The sequence below is a fragment of the Streptomyces sp. NPDC014891 genome, from assembly GCF_043081085.1.
Taxonomy (GTDB): Bacteria; Actinomycetota; Actinomycetes; order Streptomycetales; family Streptomycetaceae; genus Streptomyces.
The window spans coordinates 12583-36123 of record NZ_JBIBWF010000020.1 but is presented as its reverse complement, the minus strand read 5'-3'; the positions used below and the strand labels follow the sequence as shown (position 1 = coordinate 36123).

At 73.7% G+C, this 23541-nt stretch carries 17 protein-coding genes; 8 read left to right on the top strand and 9 right to left on the bottom strand.

Features of this window, described 5'->3' with window-relative positions; genetic code table 11:
• The coding region (locus ACF09E_RS35295) for an acyl-CoA dehydrogenase family protein (protein ID WP_157849844.1) at positions 1–96 on the top strand (96 nt) is incomplete at its 5' end.
• Between the two features lie 60 nt (positions 97–156).
• Here ACF09E_RS35295 and ACF09E_RS35290 read toward each other — a convergent pair.
• Positions 157–1434 carry an LCP family protein gene (locus ACF09E_RS35290; protein ID WP_392210373.1) on the bottom strand — a complete coding sequence of 426 codons (1278 nt, stop codon included), beginning with the start codon at positions 1432–1434 and terminating at the stop codon, positions 157–159.
• 130 nt (positions 1435–1564) lie between these two features.
• On the opposite strand from ACF09E_RS35290, the gene ACF09E_RS35285 reads away from it, so the two are divergent.
• Positions 1565–2098, top strand: a complete 534-nt coding sequence (locus ACF09E_RS35285; protein ID WP_392210371.1) for an acyl-CoA thioesterase — start codon at positions 1565–1567, stop codon at positions 2096–2098.
• 78 nt (positions 2099–2176) lie between these two features.
• On the opposite strand, the gene ACF09E_RS35280 is transcribed toward ACF09E_RS35285, so the two are convergent.
• The 5 genes from ACF09E_RS35280 to ACF09E_RS35260 all read right to left on the bottom strand — a co-directional run bounded on the left by ACF09E_RS35280 (position 2177) and on the right by ACF09E_RS35260 (position 10063).
• Positions 2177–3562, bottom strand: coding sequence for an LCP family protein (locus ACF09E_RS35280; RefSeq protein ID WP_392210369.1), 1386 nt, complete (start codon positions 3560–3562; stop codon positions 2177–2179).
• A 327-nt stretch (positions 3563–3889) separates the two neighbouring features.
• Positions 3890–5671, bottom strand: a complete 1782-nt coding sequence (locus ACF09E_RS35275; protein WP_392210367.1) for an LCP family protein — start codon at positions 5669–5671, stop codon at positions 3890–3892.
• A 50-nt stretch (positions 5672–5721) separates the two neighbouring features.
• Entirely contained in the window at positions 5722–7464 is a 1743-nt protein-coding gene (locus tag ACF09E_RS35270) for an LCP family protein (protein ID WP_392210365.1), read from the bottom strand.
• 269 nt (positions 7465–7733) lie between these two features.
• Entirely contained in the window at positions 7734–8963 is a 1230-nt protein-coding gene (locus ACF09E_RS35265; RefSeq protein ID WP_392210364.1) for an LCP family protein, read from the bottom strand.
• 347 nt (positions 8964–9310) lie between these two features.
• Entirely contained in the window at positions 9311–10063 is a 753-nt protein-coding gene (locus tag ACF09E_RS35260) for a TIGR03089 family protein (RefSeq protein WP_392210362.1), read from the bottom strand.
• Positions 10064–10200: 137 nt separating this feature from the next.
• On the opposite strand from ACF09E_RS35260, the gene ACF09E_RS35255 reads away from it, so the two are divergent.
• The 3 genes from ACF09E_RS35255 (at position 10201) to ACF09E_RS35245 (ending at position 13959) form a co-directional block, all read left to right on the top strand.
• Positions 10201–11694, top strand: coding sequence for a peptidoglycan recognition protein (locus tag ACF09E_RS35255; protein ID WP_392210360.1), 1494 nt, complete (start codon positions 10201–10203; stop codon positions 11692–11694).
• Positions 11695–11798: 104 nt separating this feature from the next.
• Entirely contained in the window at positions 11799–12881 is a 1083-nt protein-coding gene (locus tag ACF09E_RS35250) for a sugar phosphate nucleotidyltransferase (protein WP_392210358.1), read from the top strand.
• Positions 12882–12996: 115 nt separating this feature from the next.
• Entirely contained in the window at positions 12997–13959 is a 963-nt protein-coding gene (locus tag ACF09E_RS35245) for a DNA-3-methyladenine glycosylase family protein (protein ID WP_392210356.1), read from the top strand.
• A gap of 44 nt (positions 13960–14003) precedes the next feature.
• Here ACF09E_RS35245 and ACF09E_RS35240 read toward each other — a convergent pair whose 3' ends face one another.
• From ACF09E_RS35240 to ACF09E_RS35230, 3 genes are read right to left on the bottom strand one after another with little or no spacing between them, the layout of a single operon-like run.
• Positions 14004–15326 (bottom strand): coenzyme F420-0:L-glutamate ligase, encoded by a 1323-nt coding sequence (locus tag ACF09E_RS35240; RefSeq protein ID WP_392210355.1) that lies wholly within the window; start codon positions 15324–15326, stop codon positions 14004–14006.
• On the bottom strand, positions 15323–16276 hold the full coding sequence (gene cofD / locus ACF09E_RS35235; protein WP_392210353.1) for a 2-phospho-L-lactate transferase: 954 nt from the start codon (positions 16274–16276) through the stop codon (positions 15323–15325). The genes ACF09E_RS35240 and cofD overlap by 4 nt, the downstream gene beginning before the upstream one ends.
• A 13-nt stretch (positions 16277–16289) precedes the next feature.
• Entirely contained in the window at positions 16290–16799 is a 510-nt protein-coding gene (locus tag ACF09E_RS35230; RefSeq protein WP_392210351.1) for a cysteine dioxygenase, read from the bottom strand.
• A gap of 697 nt (positions 16800–17496) precedes the next feature.
• Here ACF09E_RS35230 and ACF09E_RS35225 point away from each other — a divergent pair.
• The 3 genes from ACF09E_RS35225 to ACF09E_RS35215 all read left to right on the top strand — a co-directional run bounded on the left by ACF09E_RS35225 (position 17497) and on the right by ACF09E_RS35215 (position 23513).
• Positions 17497–17760 (top strand): WhiB family transcriptional regulator, encoded by a 264-nt coding sequence (locus tag ACF09E_RS35225; protein WP_015033978.1) that lies wholly within the window; start codon positions 17497–17499, stop codon positions 17758–17760.
• A 438-nt stretch (positions 17761–18198) separates the two neighbouring features.
• A complete protein-coding gene (locus ACF09E_RS35220; protein ID WP_392210349.1) occupies positions 18199–21966 on the top strand; it encodes a glycosyltransferase family 2 protein in 3768 nt (1255 codons plus the stop codon).
• Positions 21963–23513, top strand: a complete 1551-nt coding sequence (locus tag ACF09E_RS35215; RefSeq protein WP_392210347.1) for a DUF5719 family protein — start codon at positions 21963–21965, stop codon at positions 23511–23513. Before ACF09E_RS35220 ends, ACF09E_RS35215 begins: the two co-directional genes overlap by 4 nt.
• The last annotated feature ends 28 nt before the right edge of the window (positions 23514–23541 follow it).

The following is a 23541-nucleotide window of genomic DNA, read 5'->3' as shown; positions in this document are numbered from 1 at the left end:
CCCGTCGAGCGGATGATGCGCGACGCCAAGATCACCCAGATCTACGAGGGCACCAACCAGGTCCAGCGCATCGTCATGGCCCGCAACCTCCCGTAGGCACGGCGAAGGGCGCCCCCGCCACCGGGCGGGAGCGCCCCCTGCCGCACGTCCGGCGGGTCAGCGGCCCGACTCGACCGTGACCTTCTCGTCGTTCTGGATCTGCTGCACCAGCTGCTTGACCTTCGGCATGTCCCACTTGAGGGAGCCCTGCGGCGCGCTGCCCGAGATCGGCATGTTCATCGACTTGCCGTCACCGCTGTTGACGCCCTTCATGGCGAAGAACATCTTCCCGAGGTCGTACAGGGACATGTCCTTGTCCACGATCAGCGTGTCCAGACCGGCGCCCAGCGTCGGGTACAGCGCGAACGGGTTGATGATGGTGCCCGGCGTCGCCGCCTGGTTGGCCAGGGCGGACAGGAACTTCTGCTGGTTCTTCGTCCGCTGCAGGTCCGACTCGGCGAAGGCGTACCGGGTCCGGACGAAGGCCAGGGCCTGCTCGCCGTTGAGAGTCTGGGTACCGGCCTGGAAGTCGGCGCCGGACTTCTTGTCCTTGAAGCCCTTCTCGATGTTCAGCTCGACGCCGCCGAGGGCGTCGACGATGTTCGCGAAGCCGGCGAAGCCGATCTCCGCGTAGTGGTCGATGCGCAGCCCGGTGTTGAACTCGACGGTGCGGACGAGCAGCTCGGGGCCGTCCATCGCGTACGCGGCGTTCAGCTTGGAGCCGCCGCGCGCCGGGTACGACTTGCCCGACTCGGAGCCGACGAAGTTCGGGATCGTCACCCAGGAGTCACGGGGGAGCGAGACCATCGTGTTCCCGCTGGAGCAGGCCGCGAGGATCATCATCGAGTCGGTCCGCTTGCCCTCGGCGGAGCCGGTGTGGAGCTTCTTCTTCTCCTCGGCGGACATGCCCTCGCGGCTGTCCGAGCCGACGATCAGGTACGTCGTGCAGTCGCCCTCGGACGGACGCTCGATGACCTTGGAGAGGTCGACCTCGTTCCGCATCTGCGAGCTGGCCCAGGCGTAGGTGCCGATGCCCCAGGCCGCGACGGCGACCACCAGGACGATCGAGCCGACCTTGATGCGCTTGCGCCAGTCCGGGGCGGGCCGGCCGGGACCGCCGGAGCCGGGGCCCGGCGTGTACTGCGGCGGCACGGTGCCGCGCCCGCCGCCCTGCGGGCCGCGGCCCTGCGGACCGCCGTAGACCTGGCCCGAGCTGTAACCGGAGTCGTATCCCGAGCCCTGGGCCTGGGTGAAGTTCGGGTTGTAGCCCTGGTCGTGCCGAGGCGGCTGCTGCGGAACCTGCGGACGCTGCACATGGCTCATCCGGCGAGGCCCCTCGGGCTGGGGGTTCGCGCTGCCACGGCCGTAGCCGCCGTCTTCGGGCCAGTCATTCATGCGGACCAGTGTGCCGGGGATGCCTTTCCGCGCGACAGGGCGGGTGGAAGTTCGGGCCGGTGCTGTTGCCAAGCTGATGCAAAGCGGACCGAACGGCGACGGCCGGGGGACCCGGCATATGGTGGAGGGCATGACAGATCAGGGCGATATCCCGGGTAAGCCCACCTCCGCCTCCCGCACCACCCTCAGCCACATCATGACCAGCCACGACACCAACCTCCTCGGTACGGTGCACGGCGGCGTGATCATGAAACTGGTGGACGACGCGGCCGGCGCCGTCGCGGGCCGGCACTCGGGCGGCCCGGCGGTCACCGCCTCCATGGACGAGATGGTCTTCCTGGAGCCGGTCCGGGTCGGCGACCTGCTGCACGTGAAGGCCCAGGTGAACTGGACGGGCCGGTCGTCGATGGAGGTCGGCGTGCGGGTCCTGGCCGAGCGCTGGAACGAGTCCACGCCCGCCACGCAGGTCGGCTCCGCGTACCTGGTCTTCGCCGCCGTCGACGCGGACGGCAAGCCCCGGCCGGTCCCCCAGGTCGTCCCGGAGACGGAGCGTGACAAGCGCCGCAACCAGGAGGCCCAGATCCGCCGCACCCACCGGCTGGCCCGCCGCCAGGCGATCAAGGAGCTCCGCGAGCGCCGGATCGCCGAGGGCTACGAGGACTGAGCGCCCGCGGGACCGGCCTGCCCGTGCGGGGCCGCCGGCCGCGCCGCGCCGCGCCGGCCGGGCGCCCGGCCGGCCGGTTCAGGGGCAGACCACCTTGTCCCCGGTCACGGCCTCGAAGGGCCCGTTGCGCACCGTCTCCTCGCCGTGGACCGCGGTCACGCCCTTGTAGTCGGCGCCCACCGTCACCCGCAGCGTGCCGCCCCGCCCGGGCACCGGCCGCAGCTCCGCGCCCGGCAGGGCCGCCGCCAGGCTCTTCGCCGAGCGGTCCCAGCGCGGGTCGTACTCCACCAGGGTCCGCGCCCGCTCCTTCCCGGTCCCGGTCATCGGCGTCCGGGTGGTGTCGAAGCCGGTCCCGCGGAGCGCGTCGTCGACCTTCCGGCCGAGCCCGTCCGTGCGGGTCCCGTTGTAGACCTGCACCCGCACGGTCCGCGGGGCCACGTCCACGACCACGCTCCGCGGCGCCTTGGCCGAGGACGCCGCGCCCTGGGAGGGCGCCGCCAGGGGCCGGTCCTCCCGCAGCGCCGCGAACAGCTTCCGGGCCTTGGCCGCGTCCCACTTCACCGTCGACCCGATGCCCTTCACCGGGAAGCTCATGTCCCCGATCGGCACGGACACGAACTCCGACGACGCCGGCGTGAAGCCCCGCATCGCCTTGGAGAGGGCGAGCAGCTGGTCCGTGCCGAAGTCCTGGTCGGCCCGGACGGAGCTCAGCATCGTCGTGGCGACCTCCCGGAACCGCACCGGGTTGAACAGCACCCCGCCGCTCGTGATCCGCTCGACCAGCGCCGCGAGGAAGCGCTGCTGCCGCTGCATCCGGCCGATGTCCGCGGCCCCGTCGATGTGCCGGGAGCGCACGTACTGGAGGGCCTGCCCGCCGTCCAGCTCATGGGTGCCGGCGGGCAGGTCGAGCCCGGAGTAGGCGTCCTTGACCGGCCGGGCCGTGCAGATCTGCACCCCGCCGACCGCGTCCACCGTCCGCATGAAGCTGGTGAAGTCGACCTCCAGGTAGTGGTCGATCTTGACCCCGGTCATCGACTCCACGGTCCGCACGGTCAGCGAGGGCCCGCCCTCCGCGTACGCCGCGTTCAGCTTCACCGGATGCGCGTGGTGCTTCTTCCCGCTGGTGAGATCGGTGTGCTCGGGCATCTCGGCGTACGAGTCCCGGGGCAGGCTCACCACGCTCGCCCGCTCCCGGTCCTCCGAGATGTGGACCAGCATCACCGTGTCGGTGCAGTGGCAGGGCGCGCCGCCGAGCCGGTACTTCGCCTTCTCCTCGGGGGTGATCCGGTCCCGTCCGTCGGTGCCGACGACCAGGACGTTCATGCCGTGGCCCGCCTGCGGCCGGTTCTTCATGTCCTTGAAGGGGTCGACCCGGGTGATGCCCGTGTCGAGGCCGGTCACCAGGGCGTGCCCGATCCCGCCCGCCGCGAGCACGGTCACGGAGAGCGCCGTCGCCATCCGCATCCCCCACCGGGGGCGCCTCCGCCTCCGACGGACCGGCGCCGATCGGGCGGCGGGCCGGGGACGGGGCGTGCGGGGCGGTGTGGGCACGGACGGACACCTCCGCGGGTGTGACAAAGGGAACCGTGAGCACGGTAGGCCCATACGATCAGCGCAAGGCAGCACCACCCGTGCGGCACGCCCGCTGTCCCCCGTTCGCGGTAACGCGAGCGGCGGATCCGCCGTCCTCGCGTCTCCGTCGGGCGGGGTTCCGGGACGGGGGCCGCCGCCCCGACGGCCGACGGCCGGGCCCCGTGAGGGACCCGGCCGCCGGGCGTGCGCGGGGAGGGGTCAGCTCTTCCCGTCCCACTTGTAGACCGAGTAGATGTCCATGCAGGTCGCCTTGTCGTCGGCGCCCTCGGGCAGGTCGCCCGCCTCCGCCGCCGGCTTCTTGTACGCGTCGCCCTCGCGCCAGTCCGCCCCGACGACCAGCGTGACGCCCTCCACCCCGGCGTCGGCGCGGGCCTTGGAGTCCGGCAGCCCGAGGGCCTTCGCCACGGACACGGCGTTGGCCTTGGCCTGGTCGCCGCCGTCCTTCGGGTAGAGGACGGCGGTGTCCTCGCGGGGCCGCGGCTCCTTGGACGCGCCGGCCTGCGTGAAGCCCTTGTCCGTGAGGACCGCGGTGATCGCCTTCGCACGGCCCTCGACGGGCGTCCCCTCGGTGCCCGCCGTGCCGTTGGCGACGGTGACGGCGAAGGCGCCCTGGGCCTCGGCGGGCGTCGTCGGCTTCGCGGACGCGCCCGGCTTCGGCTTGGCCGAGGCCGGCTTGCCGTTCTTGTCGAAGGCGATGTCGTCACGGAGCATCGCCCACATCCTGTCGGCGGACGACTTGACCATCTGGAGCTTGTTCCGGTCCTGGGACCACTCGGTGGTCGGGACCGTCGCCGTCGTGAGGCGGTTCATCTTCACGTTCTTGAGCTGCATCGACAGGTCGAAGAGCCGCTTCACCGACTTCAGCTCGTCGGAGACCTGGAGCGCCTTGGTGGCCGTCTCGGCGAGGCCCATCAGCTGGCCGGTGTCGCTCCAGGCGTTCTGCTTCTGGAGCTTCTCGACCATGCCGTTGAGGTACATGTGCTGGGCCCTGGCCCGGCCCTGGTCGTTGCCGAAGGCGTGCCGGGTGCGGAGCCACTGGAGGGCCTGCTTGCCCTTGATCTCGTGGGTGCCCTCGGGCAGCTGGAGGCCCGAGCCGCCCTTCACCAGCCGGGTCGGCTTGTCCCAGACGCCGGTCTTCACGCAGACGGGGACGCCGCCGACCTCGTCGGCCATCGCCACCACGCCCGCGAAGTCGATCATCATCCAGTGGTCGATGTAGACCCCGGTGAGGCTCTCCCACGTCGTCAGCGTGCAGCCGGGACCCCCGCGTCCCAGCGTCTCGTTGATGGGGGAGGTGGTCGTCGCCGCGTACGTGGAGCCGTCCTGGCCGGTGCACTTGGGGATCGGCACGATGGTGTCGCGCGGGATGGAGACGATGGACGCGTTCTGCCGGTCGGCGGACACGTGCAGCAGCATCTGCACGTCCGCGAGCGGCTTGGCGTCGCGGAGGTTCTTGCCGCCGCCGAGGGCCACGTTCTTGGCGTCGGCGCGGCTGTCGGAGCCGATCAGGAGGATGTTGAGCGGTGTGTCGCCGAGGGCGTTGGGCGCGGCCTTCTTGACGCCGCTGTCGCCGCCCGCGCGCGAACCGCCGCGGATGTTGCCGTTGAGGTGCTCGTAGTACAGGTATCCGGCGCCGGCCGTCCCGAGTATCAGGACCGCCAGGGTGACCGCGACCCAGCGCAGCGCCTTGCGTTTGCCGGCCTTCTTGGCACGCCGGCGCGAGCCGCCGCGGCGGTGGCCCGACCGGCCGTCGGCGCCGCCGCCGCTCGCACCGCCCTCGCCCCGGCCGCCGGCGCCGCGACGGCGCTCGGCGCGGGTCGTCCGGTCGGCGGCCGCCTCCGCGTCCGCCTCCCCGGAGGCGTCGTCCGGCCCGGCGCCTGTGGCCGCACCGGCGTCGTACAGGTCGTCGTCCCAGCCCGCTTCACGGGCGCGTGGAACGCGTCCACGCGTTCCCTCCCCACGCACGCTGTTCTGTCCCACCCCAGGTCCCCTCGTCAGTCAGGAGCGCGCCATGTGCCGGTGTTTCCGGACTACTTGGCGCACACCTGCTTGTCAGCTTGTACCTTCTCGACGTCCGGCGCCTTTACCGGACCGTTGACGGGCACCCCCGCGCCCTTGAAGTCGGCGCCGAGGACGAGCGTCATGGGCTCGCGTTCCCCGGCGTCCTGCGTGCCCGGCTTGAGCGCCGTGGCGGCCAGTCCCATCATGTCCGCGAGCTTGCGGGCCTGATCGGCCTGGTTCGGTGCATAGGTGAGCGTCGTCTTCGCCGCCTTCTCGGGGGCGTTGCTCTTGTTGGTGGAGCGGGTCACGCCCTCTTCGTTCTGCAGCCAGCTGATGGTCGACTGGGCCGCGCCCGTGATGCCACTGCCGTTGAAGACGTCGACGCGCACGTCGGCGGCCTCGGCCCGCGTGCCCTGGAGGAGCTTCGCCTGGGCCTGCGCCTGCGCGTTCTTGGCGTCCTGCTGCTTCTTCTTCACCTCGGTGAGCGAGGTGTCGGCCTGCATCGCGGCGAAGAGCTGCGGCGCCTGCGTCGGGTGCGGCACCACGGTGATCGGCTTCGGCTCGTCCGGGTTGTCGATGACGGGCAGCGTCGCGAAGGCGATGTTCTTCGTGTCGATCGAGGAGAGCTCCTTGGCCAGGTCCTGGAGCTTGCCGAGGGACCCTATGCCCTTGTCGACGGTGAGCGCGTCCGTCGCCGCCTGGGCGAGGTCGTACAGCTTCGTCGGGCTGGTGAGCGTCTCGTTGGACTTCATCTGCCGGATCATCGAACCGAGGAACTGCTGCTGGACCTTGATCCGGTCGAGGTCGCTCTTGTTGCCGAAGCTGGAGCGGGTCCGCACGAAGGCGAGCGCCTTCTCGCCCTCGATGACCGATTCGCCGGCGGGCAGCTTCAGGTGCGACTTGGGGTCGTCGACGGCCTTCTCGACGCAGACCTTCACGCCGCCGACGGCCGAGGTCAGCTCCTTGACGGCGTTGAAGTCGACCATCATGAAGTGGTCGACGGTCAGGCCCGTCAGCTCCTTGACGGTCCGCATGGTGCAGCCCGGGTCGCGGCCGTCCTGGCCGAGGCTGACATTGAAGCGGGCCTGCTGCTGGCCGGGGATCGTGAGGATCTTGCCGTCGGGCTGCCGCGACTGGCACTCGGGGATCGTCGTCATCAGGTCGCGCGGGATGGAGAGCGCCGTGGCGTTCGTCCGGTCCTTGGAGACGTGGAAGAGGATCGTGGTGTCCGCGTGGCCGGGGCTGTCGGTGTCGCCGTAGCCCGAGTTGCCCTCGCCGGTCCGCTTGTCGGTGCCGATGATCAGGACGTTGAAGGCCTCGCCCTTGCGGAAGCCCTTGCTCTCGGAGCCCACGGGGTCGACGACGTCGATGTTGCCGTCGAGCTTGTTGTAGAGCAGGTACGCGCCCGTCGCGCCGGCGACCAGGACGAAGGCCATCGTGCCGCCGGTCCACAGCAGGACCTTCTTCTTGCGGGACGCGCCCTGCTTGCGCTTGCGGCGGCTCGCGGGCGACGCCTGGCCCCGGCCGGCGTCCGGCTCGGGGACCCGCCGGCGGCGCTGGCCGGGCACGGGCGCCTCGACGGCGGAGTCGGCGGAGGTGTCGCGCGAGGCGGGGGCGGGAACGGTGGCTCTGCGGGCTCCGGCCGGCGCCTGCGCCGGGGACTGCCCAGCGGAGTCGTCCAGTCGCAGTTCGTAGTTGCCCGTCTGCGGGTTGAGCACCCACTGGTCGGCGGGGTCGATCTCGTCCGCCCGTCCACGGCTGTGCGCATCCACGGTTACTCGAGTCCTCCGTCGGTGCCACGCGAGGCGCCTCCCCCAGTGGGCGCCGCTCTCTCGGTCGTTCGATCCTTGGTGAGTGCGACCACGCGGTCGGGGTGCACCGGATCGCGCCACACTATCCGCCCAGTTCAGCGCGGGGCGACGCGCGTGACAAATTCCACGCCCCTTACAACCGGGCAATTTGCCCAAACCTCATCCCTCCCGGCCCTCCCCTTGGTTCGCCCTTTACCCGCCGTCCCCACGGCCCCCTCGGACCCCCCGCGCTAGGAGCACACCCCTTCCGCGGCGTTGCGCCCCGTGAAGGTCGGAGTCGTCGTGGGAGCCGGGGTGTCCGCGTCGTCCGGCTTGCCGTCCGCGCCGGTCCCGCCCGTGCCCGTCCCGTCCTTCTTCTCCTCGCCCGGGGTCACCACGACGGCCCGGTCCTCCCGCAGTTGCCGGAAGAGCTGACTCGCCGCCGGCTGGACCAGTTCGTCCCGGTTCGCGTCGTACGTGTAGGGGCGGCGCGGGACCGTGAGGAACTGCACCCTGTCGGTCGGGATCGCCCGCATCGAGCGCGCCAGGTCGTACAGGTCCCGCAGCGAGTCGAGCCCCTGGTCGGTCGTGATCGCCTTGGTGGCCGCGTCCAGGACCGGGTACAGCCTGGTCGGGTTCAGCAGCACCCCGTCGCTCTGCACCTTGCTGACCAGGGCGCCCAGGAACTGCTGCTGCCGGTCCATGCGCTCGGTGTCGCTGCCGTTGCCGAGCGACTTGCGGGCCCGTACGAAGCCCAGGGCCTGCTCGCCGTGGAGCGTCTGGCGCCCCGCGCGCAGCTTCAGCTTCGCGTCCGGGTCGTCCACCGGCTCCTTGAGACAGACCTCGACGCCGTCCACGGCGTCCACCATCTTCTTGAAGCCCCGGAAGTCGATCACCATGTGGTGGTCCACCCGGATCCCGGTCAGCTTCTCGACGGTACGGATCGTGCACGCCGTCCCGCCGAACTCGAACGCCCAGTTGAACTGGGCGAACTGCTCACGGGTCCGCGTCCCGTCCGCCTTGCGGCAGCCCGGGATCGTCACCATCAGGTCGCGGGGCACCGAGACCGCCGTCGCGCTCTTCTTCCCCGCCGACAGGTGCAGCAGGATCGTGGTGTCCGAGCGCTGGGTCCCCCGGTCCTTGCCGTACTTGCGGTTCCCCTCGCCCGACCGGGTGTCCGAGCCGATGAGCAGGATGTTCCGGGCGGCCGAGGCGACCGCCGGCGGCCGTTCCTTCTCGTACCGCCGCAGTTCGTCGGCGGCGGTGGTGTCCGTCGTGATGTTGCCGTCGAGCTTGCGGTAGAACCACCAGCCGACCCCGGCCGCGGCCAGCACCACGAGCGAGACGCCGAGCGCCGTCCACCGCAGCCAGTGGCGTCGGCGCCGCGGCTCCCCGGGGGCCCCGGGAGCCGTGCCCTCCGCCGCCGCGCCCTCCGTCGCCGGGGGGTCCGGTTCGGCGGGCGTACCCGCGCGGTCCGTCACGTCTGAGTCCGTCCTTCGTGGCGTCGGAGGCGCGCCGGGCGGTCGCCGGTCGTGCAAGGAGACGGCCGAACCCGACGCAGGGTTGTGCGGAAGGAGTCGACTCCCCCCGGCCGATCATGTACCGGACGGGGCGTACGGACCCGGGGACTCGGCGCGGCGTTAGGCCGAACGGACTCCCGGCGGCCCTTCTGCACCCTGGTCGGCGGAGGCCGGGGCCGGCGGACGCGACCGGCCGCCCCGCGCCCCGGCTCGCCGCGGCGGCCCGCCCGGCCGGCGCTCGGGGCGTGGCGCGGTGCGCGGTCGGGCGACCGCTCGGGGCGGTTCGGGACGTGGGTCCGGGGCGTGGTTCAGGCCGCGGTGACGGTGACCCGCTCGCTCTCCACGCGCTGGGCCAGCGCGTCGGCCGCCAGCCGGTCCAGGTTCCGGCAGAGGACCACCGAACCGCCCGCCGCCAGAGGGGCGTACAGGCCCGTCGACAGCCCCTTCCAGTCCTCGTAGCCGAGCCCGGAGAGCAGCCGGGCGCCGGGCGTGAGCCCGAGGGCCTCCGCGTCCGCCCGGGCCTGCTCGACGAGCTGCGCGCCGCCGAGCTCCAGGCCGTCGACGACGAGCGCGGGCGCGGCCGCGTCGACCGGGACGAACGGGGCGAACCGGTCGCCCTGGCCGGGGACCTCCACCGCGTAGTCCGCGTAACCGGCGGGCGCGACGGGGAAGCGACGGCCCAGCGGGGCCAGGGAGAGCGCGATCCGCTCGCCCGAGCAGGCGCGCCCCGCGTCCAGCGCGTCGGGCCCCGCGACCACCAGGTCCGCGTCGGCCGGATCGCCGCCCACCTCCGCGACCACCCCGACGGAGGAGCAGGCGAGCAGCCAGACGGCCGTCTGCCAGTGCGCGGGCAGCAGCAGCGCGAGCCGGTCGCCGGGCGCGGCGGACAGTTCGCCCTGGAGCAGGTTCGCCGTCTTGGCCACCCAATTGGCGAAGGTGGCGACGGACAATTCCACCCGCTCACCGGTGGCGTCGTCGTAGAAGGTGACCAAGGGGCGGGCGGGGTCCGCGGCGAGCGCGGATCGCAGCAGGTCGGCGGGGGTGCGGTCGGTGGCGTTCACGCCGGACAGCGTACGCGCGCCGCCGCGCGCGGATCCGCCGTACCGGTGACGCCGTCCACCGGTCGGCCTGACGGACAGTCGGTTTCGCGACGGTTTCCCGGCGCGCGGAACGCCCCGGGGATCCGCACGATCGGCCCATGCGTGCCTCACTCGCCTCCTCGATCGCCGTGACCTGCGCGACGGTCCTCGCCCTGCCGGTTCCCCTTGCCGCACCCGCGGCGGCCGCGGTGCCCTCGGCGCTCGGGCTGCCACCGACGGTCTCCGCCCAGCCACCCGCGCCCGACCTGCCCGGCGCCACCCAGTCGCTCCCCCTGGAGCCGCTGGGCGACGCCGACCGGGCGCTGGGCGGCGGGACGGACGACACCGACGTCCAGGGACTCACCCGACGGGACGTCAGACCCTTCTCCCTCGTCGGTGTCGTGTGGGACGACCCGGCGGCCCCCCTGCACGGCGTCGTGCAGGTCCGCACCCGGGCCTCCGGCGGCGGAGCCTGGTCGGAGTGGCAGGACGTGGAGACCCACAACGAGGAACACGGTGCCGACCCGGACACCGCGGAGGGCCACGGGACGGCCCTCAAGGGATCCACGGCGCCGCTGTGGGTGGGCGACTCGGACGGAGTGGAGATCCGGGTACGGGGCGACGAACCGCTCCCCGAGGGCCTGCGCCTGGAGCTGGTCGACCCCGGCGAGGCCCCGGGCGGCGCCCCGGAGCAGGACCCGGAGCAGGACCCGGCGGCCACCGGAGCCGCGTCCGCCACGGCGACCGCCGCCGCGTGGTCCCGCACGGGGGCGGCCGCGCTGTCCCTCGCCCGCCTGAGCGCCGCGGAGGCGGCGTCGAGCGCGGTGAACACCCAGCTCGCCCCGTACGGCGCGACCTGGATCCCGGCCCTGTCCAAGGAGGAGACGGAGCTCTCGCTCCCGTACCTGTCGCGGGGACAGGAGGCGATGGCCCCGCCGGCCGCCGCGGACGACGCCCGGACCCCCGCCGACGCCCAGGCGCCCGAGCTGGCCGCCGCGAAGCCGTACATCGGCCCCCAGCCCAAGATCATCACCCGCAAGGGGTGGGGCGCGGACGAGCGCATCCGCGAGAAGGGCTTCGTCTACACCAAGAGCATCAAGGCCGCCTTCGTGCACCACAGCGCCACCGGCAACAACTACACCTGCGCGCAGGCCCCCTCCGTCCTCCGCAGTATCTACCGCTACCACGTCCAGAGCAGTGGGTGGCGAGACTTCGGCTACAACTTCGCCGTCGACAAGTGCGGAAACATCTACGAAGGCCGGGCCGGGGGAGTGGCCAAGCCGGTCCTCGGCGCGCACACCCTCGGGTTCAACACCAACAGCATGGGCATCGCCGTGCTCGGCACCTTCAGCAAGAGCGCCCCGCCGGCCGCCGCGGTGACCGCCGTGGCCCGCCTGACGGCCTGGAAGCTCGGGCTGCACGGGGTGAACCCCAAGGGCACGACCCATCTCGTCTCGGGCGGCGGAAACCTGTACAAGAAGGGCAAGAGCGTCAAGTTCAACGCCATCGCCGGACACCGTGACGGATTCGCCACGGAGTGCCCCGGAGTGAAGCTCTACGGCAAGCTCGGCACGGCCCGCACGAGCTCCGCGAAGTACCAGGGAAGGCCGTGATGGGGCCATCGGGGCAACCGTCTGCATAAACTGACCGGTCATATCGCACGGACGACCGAGACGGGCGAGCCGACGGGCCCCGAACAGGAAGCAGAGACGACAAGGTGACAGAAGCGATCCTCCTGGTCGGTGGCAAGGGAACACGGCTGCGACCCCTCACGGTCAACACGCCCAAGCCCATGGTTCCGGCGGCCGGCGTCCCCTTCCTGACGCACCAGCTCGCCCGCGCCCGTGCCGCCGGCGTCGAGCACATCGTGCTCGCCACCTCCTACCTGGCCGAGGTCTTCGAGCCGCACTTCGGTGACGGCTCGTCGCTCGGCCTGACCCTGGAGTACGTCACCGAGGAGGAGCCGCTCGGCACCGGCGGTGCGATACGCAACGTCGCCTCGCGACTCCACTCGGGCCCCGACGACCCGGTCCTGATCTTCAACGGCGACATCCTCACGGGCCTGGACATCCAGGCCCTCGTCGCCACCCACTCCTCCTCCGGCGCGGACGTCTCGCTGCACCTCACCCGCGTCGAGGACCCGCGGGCCTTCGGCCTGGTCCCCACGGACGCCACCGGCCGCGTCACGGCCTTCCTGGAGAAGCCGCAGACGCCCGAGGAGATCGTCACCGACCAGATCAACGCCGGCGCGTACGTCTTCCGCCGCTCGGTCATCGACACCATCCCCACCGGCCGGCCCGTCTCGGTCGAGCGCGAGACCTTCCCCGAGCTCCTCGCTGCGGGGGCGCACCTCCAGGGCATGGTCGACTCCACGTACTGGCTGGACCTCGGCACCCCGCAGGCCTTCGTCCGCGGCTCCGCCGACCTGGTCCTGGGCCGCGCGCCCTCCCCGGCCGTGCCGGGCCGCTGCGGCGACCGGCTGGTCCTCCCGTCCGCCCGCGTGGCCCCGGACGCCAAGCTGACCGGCGGCACGGTGGTCGGCGCGGACGCGGTGGTCGGCGAGGGCGCGCGCATAGCGGGCTCCACGCTGCTGGCCGGCGCGGTCGTCGAACCGGGCGCGGTGATCACCGACTCCCTGATCGGCGCGGGCGCCCGCATCGGCGCGCGGACGGTCCTGGCGGGCGCGGTGATCGGGGACGGGGCCCAGGTGGGCGCCGACAACGAACTCCGCGAGGGCGTCCGCGTCTGGTGCGACACGACCCTTCCCGCCGGCGCGGTCCGCTTCTCCTCGGACCAGTAGTCCCCGTCGCGGGCGGGCGTTCCGCGGAGTCCGGGGGCGACCCCCACGCTCCGCGGGAGCCCGCCGCCACGGAAGCGGCGGCGGGCGCGGCCCCCGCCCGGCTACGCTCGGGACCATGTCCGGCCGCTTCACACCCCCCACCACCCGCACCACGATCCGCGGGGGCGAGACCCCCGTCCCCCGCGGTGCCCCGGCGGCCGGCGCGCCGGACCTCGGCCTCACCCTCGGCCCGCTCCGCCGCGGCCCCGCCGACCCCACCTTCCGCGTGACCCCGGACGGCTCGGTCTGGCGGGCGAGCCGCACGCCCGACGGCCCCGGCACGATCCGGTTCGCGGTCCGGGACGGCGCGGCCACGGCCGAGGCCTGGGGCGCGGGCGCCGCCTGGCTCCTGGACCGGGCCCCCGCCATGCTGGGCGCCGAGGACGACCCCGCCGCCTTCGTCCCCCGCCACAAGCTGGTCCTGGCCTCGCACCGCAGCCGCTCCGGCCTCCGGCTGACCCGCACGGGTCTGGTCCTGGAGTCGCTGATCCCGACGGTCCTGGAGCAGAAGGTCACGACCACGGAGGCGTACGGGGCCTGGCGCCACCTGGTGCGGAAGTTCGGCGAGCCCGCCCCGGGCCCGGCCCCCGAGGGCATGCACGTCATGCCGGACGCGCGGACCTGGACGCAGATCCCGTCGTGGGAGTGGCACCTCGCGAACGTCGACGGCAAGCGCTCGGCGACGATCGTCCGCGCCGCCCGCGTCGCGGCCCGCCTGGAGGAGGCCGTGCTCATGGATCCGCCGGCGGCCCGCGAGCGCCTGGAACGGGTCCCGGGGATCGGCCCGTGGACGAGCGCGGAGACCGTCCAGCGGAGCAACGGCGCCCCGGACGAGGTCACCACCGGCGACCTGCACCTCCCCGGCATCGTCGGCTGGGCGCTCGCCGGCGACCGGACGGCCGACGACGAGGCGATGCTCGCCCTCCTGGCCCCCTACGCGGGCCAGCGGCACCGCGCGGCCCGCCTCATCCTCCTCAGCGGCCGCGTCCCGCCCCGCAGGGCGCCCCGCATGACGCCGGGGAACATCACCGCCCTCTGAGGAGCGACACGGCCGCGTACGACGACGAGGCGGTCGGCTCGCGGCTACCTGACCGCGACGAAATCCGCGGCCGACCGCGGCGCCCGCTCCCGCGGCGCCTCCGCGGGCCGTCCGACGGCCACCGCGCCCAGCGGATCCCAGTCGGCCGGCAGGTCGAGGACCTCCCGTACGACGTCCCGGCAGAACATCGTCGAGGACACCCACGCCGAGCCCAGCCGCTCACCGGCCAGCGCCACCAGGAAGTTCTGGACACCCGCGCCCGCCGCCACCACGAACATCTCGCGCTCGGCGGCGTCCCGGCGCGGGTCGCCGTAGTGGTGCGAGCCGTCCATGACGAGGCAGGGCACCGCCAGGTAGGGGGCGTTGCGCAGCACGTCCCCGCGCCGGACCCGCTTCGCGATGGACTCCTCGGACCGGCCGTCCCGCCGCAGGTCCGCGATCCACGCGTCCCGCATCGCGTCGAGCAGCCGGAGCCGCGACTCCGCCGACTCCAGGAGCACGAAGCGCCACGGAGTCGTGTGGTGCGGGGCCGGCGCCGTCACGGCCGCGGCGACCGCCCGCCGCACCGCGCCCGGGTCGACCGGGTCGTCGGTGAACTCGCGCACGGTCCGCCGCAGGGTCACCGCCTCCCGTACGGCCTCCGAGGTGCCCAGCCGGAACATGTCGTCCCCGGCGCCGCGCACCAGCGCCCGCGCCCCGGGCTCCCCGTCCCCGCCGACCACGTGCGGAAGGCCCCGGACGACGGCGACCGGAAGCCCCGCCGCCTTGCCCTTCACCAGGTCGCCGGCGGCGGCGAGCTCGTCCGCGGTGGCGACGACGGTCGCGCTCAGCGGGTTGCCGAAGGCGTCGGTCCCGCCGCGCAGGTCGTCGAGGACCCGCACCCCGGCCGCGCCGATCGCCACGTCGGTGAGCCCGCCGCGCCAGGGGCGCCCGAAGGTGTCCGTGACGACGACGCCGACGTCGACGCCGAGCGCCTCGCGCAGTCCGGTGCGGATGCGCCGCGCCGAGGCGTCGGGGTCCTCGGGCAGCAACAGCACCGTCCCGGCGGGGGTGTTGGAGGCGTCGACCCCGGCGGCGGCCATGATCAGCCCCTGCCGGTTCTCGACGATCCGCAGGGTGCCGCGCCGGGCCACCACCCGCACCGTCTCGGCGTCGATGGCCTCCTCGCGGTCGTCGGCGGCGACCACCCGCCCCTCCGCCTTGCTCACGATCTTGGAGGTGACGAGGAGGACGTCCCCGTCGGCGAGGTCCGGCGACACCGAGGCGATCAGCTTGGCCAGGTCGTCCCCGGCCGCCACCTCCGGCAGCCCGGGCAGGGCCCAGACCCGGTAGGAGGGGGCTCCGGCCGCCTCCGCCCGCAGGGTCACCGCAGCTCCTCGGCGAGCGCGAGGGCCTCGCGCGCCATGGCGGCCGTCGCGTCGACGTCGGTCATCATCAGCGGCACCGCCCGGCAGCGGATGCCCGCCGCCTCGACGTCCGCGACCGCGTCCGCGTCGACGGTGTCGACGAGCCAGCCGTCGAGCAGCTCCGGACCGTAGTTCCCGGCGACCGCGGCCGCGGTGGCCTCGACGCCGACCGCCGCGAGCACCTTGTCGGCCATCCCGCGCACCGGGGCGCCGCCGACGATGGGGGAGAGGCCCACGACGGGCGCCCCCGCCGCGACGATCGCCTCGCGGATCCCGGGCACGGCCAGGATCGTCCCGACGCTCACCACGGGGTTGGACGGCGGGAAGAGGATGACGTCCGCCTCGGCGAGGGCCTCCAGGACGCCCGGCGCGGGCTTCGCGGCCTCCGCGCCGACCGGCACGATCGCCTTCGCGTCCACGGAGGCGCGCAGCTTCACCCAGTACTCCTGGAAGTGCACCGCGCGCTGCTCGCCGTCGACCTCGATCGCCACGTGCGTCTCGACGCGGTCGTCGGACATGGGCAGGAGGCGCACGCCCGGCTGCCAGCGGTCGCAGAGGGCCTCGGTGACGGCGCTCAGCGGGTAGCCCGCGCCGAGCATCTGGGTACGGACGATGTGGGTCGCGAAGTCCCGGTCGCCGAGGCCGAACCACTCGGGTCCGACGCCGTACGCCGCGAGTTCCTCCTTGACCGTGAAGGACTCGTCTGTGCGTCCCCAGCCCTGCTCCTCGTTGATGCCCCCGCCGAGGGTGTACATCACCGTGTCCAGGTCGGGGCAGACCTTCAGCCCGAAGAGATGGATGTCGTCACCGGTGTTGCCGACGACCGTGATCTCCGCGTCCGGCGCGGCCTGCTTGAGGCCGCGAAGGAAACGGGCACCACCGATGCCGCCGGCCAGAACCACAATGCGCATGCCCCGCAGTCTGTCAGGCGAGCGCGGCCTCGGGCGCGGCCGGGGCGCACTGCGCCTGGAGCGACTCGTGCATGGGCATCTCGGTGAGGCCGGGGAAGTAGACGTGCAGGCTGACGGCCGGTTCGAGGGAGTCGTTGACGACCTCGTGGCCGTACCCGGGCGCGAAGACCCGTTCCGATCCCGGCGCGAGCGACCGGGTGCCGCGCTCCGTACGCTCCGTCAGTTCGCCCTCCAGGACGGTCAGCACGCCGGAGGACAGCCCGTGGTCGTGCAGTCCGCTGCCCTGGCCCGGCACCCAGGAGAGCAGCCACACCTCGTAGCCGGGGCCGGTGCGCAGCCGGTGGTACCAGCGGGTCGTGGCGTCGTACTCGACGTACGGGGCCCACTGGGCGCGGTCGCCGGCGATCGAGCGCGCGAGCCCGGCGAAGTCGGCCACCGTCTCGGGGTGGGCGCGCTCGGGCTGGAGGAGGTGCGGGACCTCGAGGATGTCGCCGGCGATCTGAAGGTCGCTGTCCATGTTCATGGGTGGGGAGGTTCCTCAGCAGAAACAGAAGCGGTGGGGGGTCACGAAGAGGTGACGCGAGTGACGCAGGGTGACGCTGGGGGAGAGAAGCTGGAGCTCTACGGCATCAACAGCTGGGACAGCAACAGCAACAGCGCGCCTGGACAGCGCTGCGGAACCCACGGCTGTGGGTCGCGGAGTGCGCTGCGGTCGCTGGCATGCCACCAAAGGTGGCCGGAACGACACCCGACTGTCAACTCAATGCCCGATTTGGGGGTAATGTTTCACCTCATCCGGTTACTCCGCGGGGAGAAAGGTTTGTTCAGCCGCGGACCAGGACAGATGGCGCTTCAGTCGTGCCCGTAAACATGGCGGCGCCCCCCGATCGACCACGCTCGGTGACCGTGTGGACCCGACCGGTCCGTGACCGGACTGTGATCAGGATCGCTTCCATGGCTGGATCGCAACAAGATCCAAGTCTCGGACGTCCTCCCCTGTGAGGGCCGCGCACGGTGGAGCCGGGCCGGTGGCATGTGTCTTGTTTTTGGTGATTTGAACACTTTCCGCATAGGCTTGGTTCCGCAGAGTGAATACGAGGCCCAATAGCAGATCTCGGCTTGACTCGCGTAAAGCACGAACTTGTAATTTCACTCGTGTCGTTCGGCCGGGTTCGCAACGGCAAGACCACGGGGACGCACAGAACAGACGAGGGGCGCACATGACCGAGTTGTTCCAGGAACTGCTGGTCGAGGACGCGGACGAAGAACTCGGCTGGCAGGAGCGCGCGCTGTGCGCCCAGACCGATCCCGAGTCCTTCTTCCCCGAGAAGGGCGGCTCGACCCGAGAAGCCAAGAAAGTCTGCCTCGCCTGCGAGGTCCGCTCCGAATGCCTCGAATACGCCCTGCAGAACGACGAGCGATTCGGCATCTGGGGCGGTCTCTCCGAACGGGAGCGCCGCCGCCTGAAGAAGGCCGCGGTCTGAGCCGCCGCGCGAGCCGGGCGAAGCCCGCACGGCCCCGCGCACGCCGCACCACCACGAACGGTCCGCCCCCTGTGCTTCCCCCTCAGGCGGCGGACCGTTCCGTGTCCCGGCGGGGCGCACCCGCCCGCGTCCCCCGCCCCCGCGAGCCCGCCCCGGAGGGGCGATCCGGCCCGCCGCGCCCGCCCGCGGACGACGCCCCGACGAGGGCCGCCCACCCCGCCGCCCCCGCCCCCGCGAGGCGCCCCGACGAGCCGGACCGGGCCGCCCTCCCCGCCCGCGGACCCCGAGACCCTTCCTCCCGCTCTGTCCGCAGAGCGACGGTCCGCTCCCTCCCCGGGGCGGCGGACCGCTCCGCGTGCAGCCGTTAGTGTGGGCCTCCGTCCGAGACGCTTCCCACGCCCCCCGCGGGGCGACCCCGGCCGGAGGGCCCGTAGCTCGATGTCCTCGACTCCTGAGTTTCCGCGACACGTCGTCACCGCCGTGCTCGTCACCCACGACGGCGCCCGCTGGCTGCCGGACGCCCTCGCCGGGCTGCTCGCCCAGGAACGCCCCGTGCAGAACGCGGTCGCGGCCGACACCGGCAGCGCCGACGACTCGGCGCAGCTCCTCGCCGACGCCATCGGCGCCGACCGCGTCCTCCACCTCGCCCGCCGCACCGGCTTCGGTGCCGCCGTCGAGGAGGCCGCCCGCACCGCGCCCGTGCTCGGACCCGAGGATCTCGCCTACCTGAAGCGCCCCAGCGGCTGGGACCCGGTCAGCCGGACCTGGAACGACGAGGCGTACGACCTCCCCGAACTCCCGCACGGCGAACCCGTGCAGTGGCTCTGGCTGCTCCACGACGACTGCGCCCCCGAGCCCGACGCCCTCGCCGAACTCCTGCGCGTCGCCGACTCCGACGCGGACGCCGCCGTCATCGGCCCCAAACTGCGCGGCTGGTACGACCGGAAGCAGCTCCTGGAGACCGGCGTCTCCATCGCCCGCAGCGGCCGCCGCTGGACCGGCCTCGACCGCCGCGAACAGGACCAGGGCCAGCACGACCAGGTCCGCTCCGTCCTCTCCGTCTCCACCGCCGGCATGCTCGTCCGCCGCGACGTCTTCGAGGAACTCGGCGGCTTCGACCGGCGCCTGCCCCTCATGCGCGACGACGTCGACCTCTGCTGGCGCGCCCACTCCGCCGGCCACCGCGTCCTCATCGCCCCCGACGCCGTCCTGCGGCACGCCGAGGCCTCCGCCCGCGAGCGCCGCACCGTCGACTGCGCCGGCCGCACCGCCGCCAACCCGCACCGCGTCGACAAGGCCGGCGCCGTCTACACCCTCCTCGCCAACACCCGTGGCGCCGCCCTCCCGTACGTCCTCGTCCGACTCGTCGTCAGCACCCTGCTCCGCACCCTCGCCTACCTCGTCGGCAAGGTCCCCGGACAGGCCGTCGACGAGGTCATGGGCCTCCTCGCCACCCTGCTGCGCCCCGAGAAGATCCTCGCGGCCCGCAAGCGCCGCAAGAACCCCGCGGTCCCGGCGGGCGAACTCCGCCCGCTGTTCCCGCCGCCCGGCGCCACCGTCCGCGCCGCCGTCGAGCAGATCACCGCCGACTTCGGCGGCTCCGAGGCCGATTCCGGCGGCTCCCGCCACGGCGTCGTCGAGTCCGGGCCCGGCGGCGACGACGCCGACTACCTGGAGGTCGAGCAGTTCGCCCGGCTCAAGAAGATCGCCCGCAAGCCCGGCCCGGTCCTCTTCGCCCTGCTGCTCGTCATCTCCCTCGTCGCCTCCCGCAACCTCTTCGCCGGCGGCTCGCTGGCCGGCGGCGCCCTGCTGCCCGCCCCCGACACCGTCTCCGAACTCTGGGCGCGGTACGCCGACGGCTGGCACCCCCTCGGCACCGGCGGCACCCAGACCGCCCCGCCGTACCTCGCCGTCCTGGCCGCGCTCTCCGCGCTGTTCCTCGGCTCCACCTCCACCGCGCTGACCCTGCTGCTCGTCTGCTCGGTCCCGCTCGCCGGCCTCACCGCGTACTTCGCCGCCCGCGGCATCGTCGAGTCCCGGCTGCTGCGCGCCTGGGGCGCCATCGCGTACGCGTTCCTGCCCGCCGCCACCGGGGCGCTCGCCACCGGCCGGCTCGGCACCGCGGTCCTCGCGATCCTGCTGCCGCTCATGGCCCGCGCCGCCGTCGCCGCCCACGGCTTCAACCGCCCTGACCGGGGCAGCTGGCGCGCCACCTGGGCCTACACCTTCCTGCTGACCTTCGCGACCGCGTTCACCCCCGTCGTGTGGCCGCTCGCCGTCCTCCTCGGCCTCGGCGTGCTCGTCGTGCGCCGCTCCGACATCACCGCCTACGGACTGCGCTTCCTGGCCGCCGTCGGCACCCCGCTCCTCGTCCTCGCGCCCTGGTCGCTGACCCTGCTCACCGACCCGGCCGCCTTCCTCCGCGAGGCCGGACTCGACATCCGCACCGGCACGGCCGGCGCGCTCGACCTCCTCGCCACCAGCCCCGGCGGCCCCGGCACCTTCGGCGGCCTCCTCCTGGCCGGCCTCGTCCTCGCGGGCCTGGCCGGACTGCTGCGCGAGGAGCGCCGGCTCGCCGTCCACGCCGCCTGGGCCGCCGGCCTCGCCGGCCTCCTCTTCGCCGCCCTCTCCAACGGCGCGGGCGGCACCGGCTGGGCCGGACCCGCCACCCTCGTCTACGGCGCCGCCCTCATCGCCGCCGGCATGATCGGCGCCGAGGGCGGCCGCACCCGCGTCGCCGCCCACGGCTTCGGCTGGCGCCAGCCCGTCGCCGCCCTCATCGCCCTCGCCTGCGCGGTCGGCCCCGCCGTCGCCGCGGCCGGCTGGATGATCGCCGGCGCCGACGGCCCGCTCACCCGCCGCGACCCGGTCCAGGTCCCGGCCTTCGTCGCCGAGGAGTCCGGCACCCGCGACCAGCCCCGCACCCTGGTCCTCGGCGGCACCTCGCCCGGCGAGGTCGCGTACACCCTGGTCCGCGGCTCCGGCGCCCGCCTCGGCGACGCCGAACTCACCGCGGGAGCCGAGCCCGACCGCCGCCTGGACGACGTCGTCGCCCACCTCGTCGCCGGCTCCGGCGCCGACCAGACCGAGCAGCTCAGCGGCTACGCCATCCGCTACGTCCTGGTGCGAGACGGCGCGCCCCGCCAGATGGGCCGCGTCCTCGACTCCACCCCCGGCCTCAGCCGCCTCAGCCAGCTCGACGGCAGCGCCCTCTGGCGCGTGGACCGCGAGATCGCCCGCGTCATGATCGTCCCGCCCGCCGCCAAGACCCCGGAGACGACGACCGGCACGGCGGCGAAGCCCGCCGACGGCACGACCCTGGTCCCGGTGGCCGCCGGCCCCGTCGAGGCCCACACCGAGATCCCGGCCGGCCCCGCCGGCCGCGTCCTGCGCCTCGCCGACCGCGCCGACGAGGGCTGGACCGCCACCCTCGACGGCAAGGAGCTGACCCGCACCACCGTCGACGGCTGGGCCCAGGGCTTCGAACTCCCCGCCCAGGCCGGCCGCCTCGACCTCACCTACGACCAGCCGCTCACCCGCAGCGCCTGGATCTGGGCCCAGGTCGGCCTCGCCGTCGTCCTGCTCGTCCTCGCCCTGCCCGGCCGGCGCCGCGAGATCGACGACGACCTCCCCGAGGAGGGGCTCCTCATCCCCGCCCAGGCGACCGAGGGCGACGGCCGCCGGGCCCGCCGCCTGCGCGCCGCGGCGGAGGCCGAGGCGGAGGGCGAGCCCGGGAACGGCCCGGAACCGTCGCCGGAGACCGCGGCGACCCCCGGCCTGCCGGGCGACGAGCAGTCCCGGGACTGGGACGCCGGCGGCTACGACCCCGCCCACCCCCAGCCCCACGAGCCGCAGCAGCCCGGAACCCACGAGGAGCAGCAGCACCTCCAGCCCCAGGGGTACGCCGAGCAGGGCTACTACCAGGAGTACGCGGCCGACCCGTACCAGCAGCAGGCCTACGCGTACCCCCAGCAGGGATACGACCAGCAGCCGCAGCAGTACGACCCCCAGCAGGCGTACCCCGAGCAGGGCTACGAGCAGCAGCCGCAGCAGTACGACCCCCAGCAGGGGCAGTACGGGCAGCAGGGCTACGAGCAGCCGCAGCAGCCCTACGACCCGCAGCAGTACGACCCGTACACCTACGGCTACGGGCACCCCCAGGGCCACGAGACCGAGCAGCGTCCCGACGGGAGCAGCAACCAGTGAAGCGCACGACCCTCTCCCTGATCGCGGGCGCCACGGCGCTCGCCGCCGTCACCGGCTTCGCGTCCCTCACCACCCCGGACGGCGCCGCGGCCCCCCGCGCCACGGCGCCCACCCGCCTCCCCGTCGAGCGCGCCGGCCTCGCCTGCCCGATGCCCAGCACCTCCGAGCTGGCCGAGACGCTCTACACCTCGTACACCCCGCCCGGCGGCACGGACGACGCGGCCGAGGGCACCGCGGGAGGCTCCGGCACGGCCGGCAAGCCCGCCGCCACCGCCCTGCTGCGGGCCGCCACGAGCACCACGACCGCCGGAGGCGCCACCAAGGGCGGCAAGAAGGACAAGGCCCCGAAGGCCCCGGCCACGGTCACAGCCCCCGGCAAGCCCGTCACCGCCGAGGCGGACGGACCGGCCGTGCCCGCCCTCACCGGCTCGGCGACCGGCACCCTCGCCCCCGGCTGGACCGTGCAGCAGACCACCGTCGTCCCTGCGGGCGGCGCCCGCGGCCTCCTCGGCCTCAGCTGCGGGGCCCCCGACACCGACTTCTGGTTCCCCGCGGCCTCCACCGCCAAGGAGCGCCAGGACTACGTCCACCTCACCAACCCCGACGACACGGCCGCCGTCGCCGACATCGAGCTGTACGGCCCCGAGGGCGTCCTCAAGTCCCAGTTCACCGAGGGCATCCCGGTCCCCGCCCACTCCACCGTCCCGGTCCTGCTGTCCACCCTCACGGGCGAGACCCCGCAGCAGTCCGTCACCGTCCACGTCACCACCCGCAGCGGACGGGTCGGCGCGGCCATCGGCGCCGCCGACGAGAAGCTCGGCAGCGACTGGCTCGCCGCCTCCGCCGACCCGGCGAGCACCGCGGTGCTCCCCGGCATCCCGGCCGACGCCGCCTCCGTACGCCTGGTGGCCTTCGTCCCGGGCGAGGACGACGCCGACCTGAAGGTCCAGCTGGTCACCCGGAGCGGCACGATCGTCCCGGCGAGCGCGGGCTCCCTGCACGTGAAGTCGGGGATGACGGCCTCCGTCGAACTGCCGGGCCTCACCCGCGGCGAGGTGGGCTCGCTGATGCTCAGCCCCGCCGACCCGAAGAAGCCGACCCCGGTGGTGGCCGCGCTCCGCGTGGTCCGCGGCAAGGGCGACGACACCGAGGTCGCGTTCGTCCCGGCGACCGGGGCGATCTCCGGCCGGGCGACGATCGCCGACAACCGGGCCGAGGGGACGACGACGCTCGCCCTGACCGCCGTCGGCGAGGAGGCGAAGGTCAAGGTCACGGCCTCGGCCGGCTCCGCCGGCGGGACGGCGGTGTCGAGGACGGTCACGGTCAAGGGGGGCAGCACGACCGCCCTGACCGACCTGGTCCCCGAGGGCCTCAAGGGCTCCTACGCGCTGACCGTCGAACCGCTCTCGGGCGGCAGGGTGTACGCGTCGAGAATGCTGGCGGTGCCGCGGGACGGCACCCCGATGTTCACGGTCCAGAGCTTCGTCGACGACCGCGGCACGGTCGAGGTCCCGTCGGCCCGCCAGGACCTCGGGGTCCTCGACTAGCCCGGGGTCCTCGACCAGGGGGTGTCGT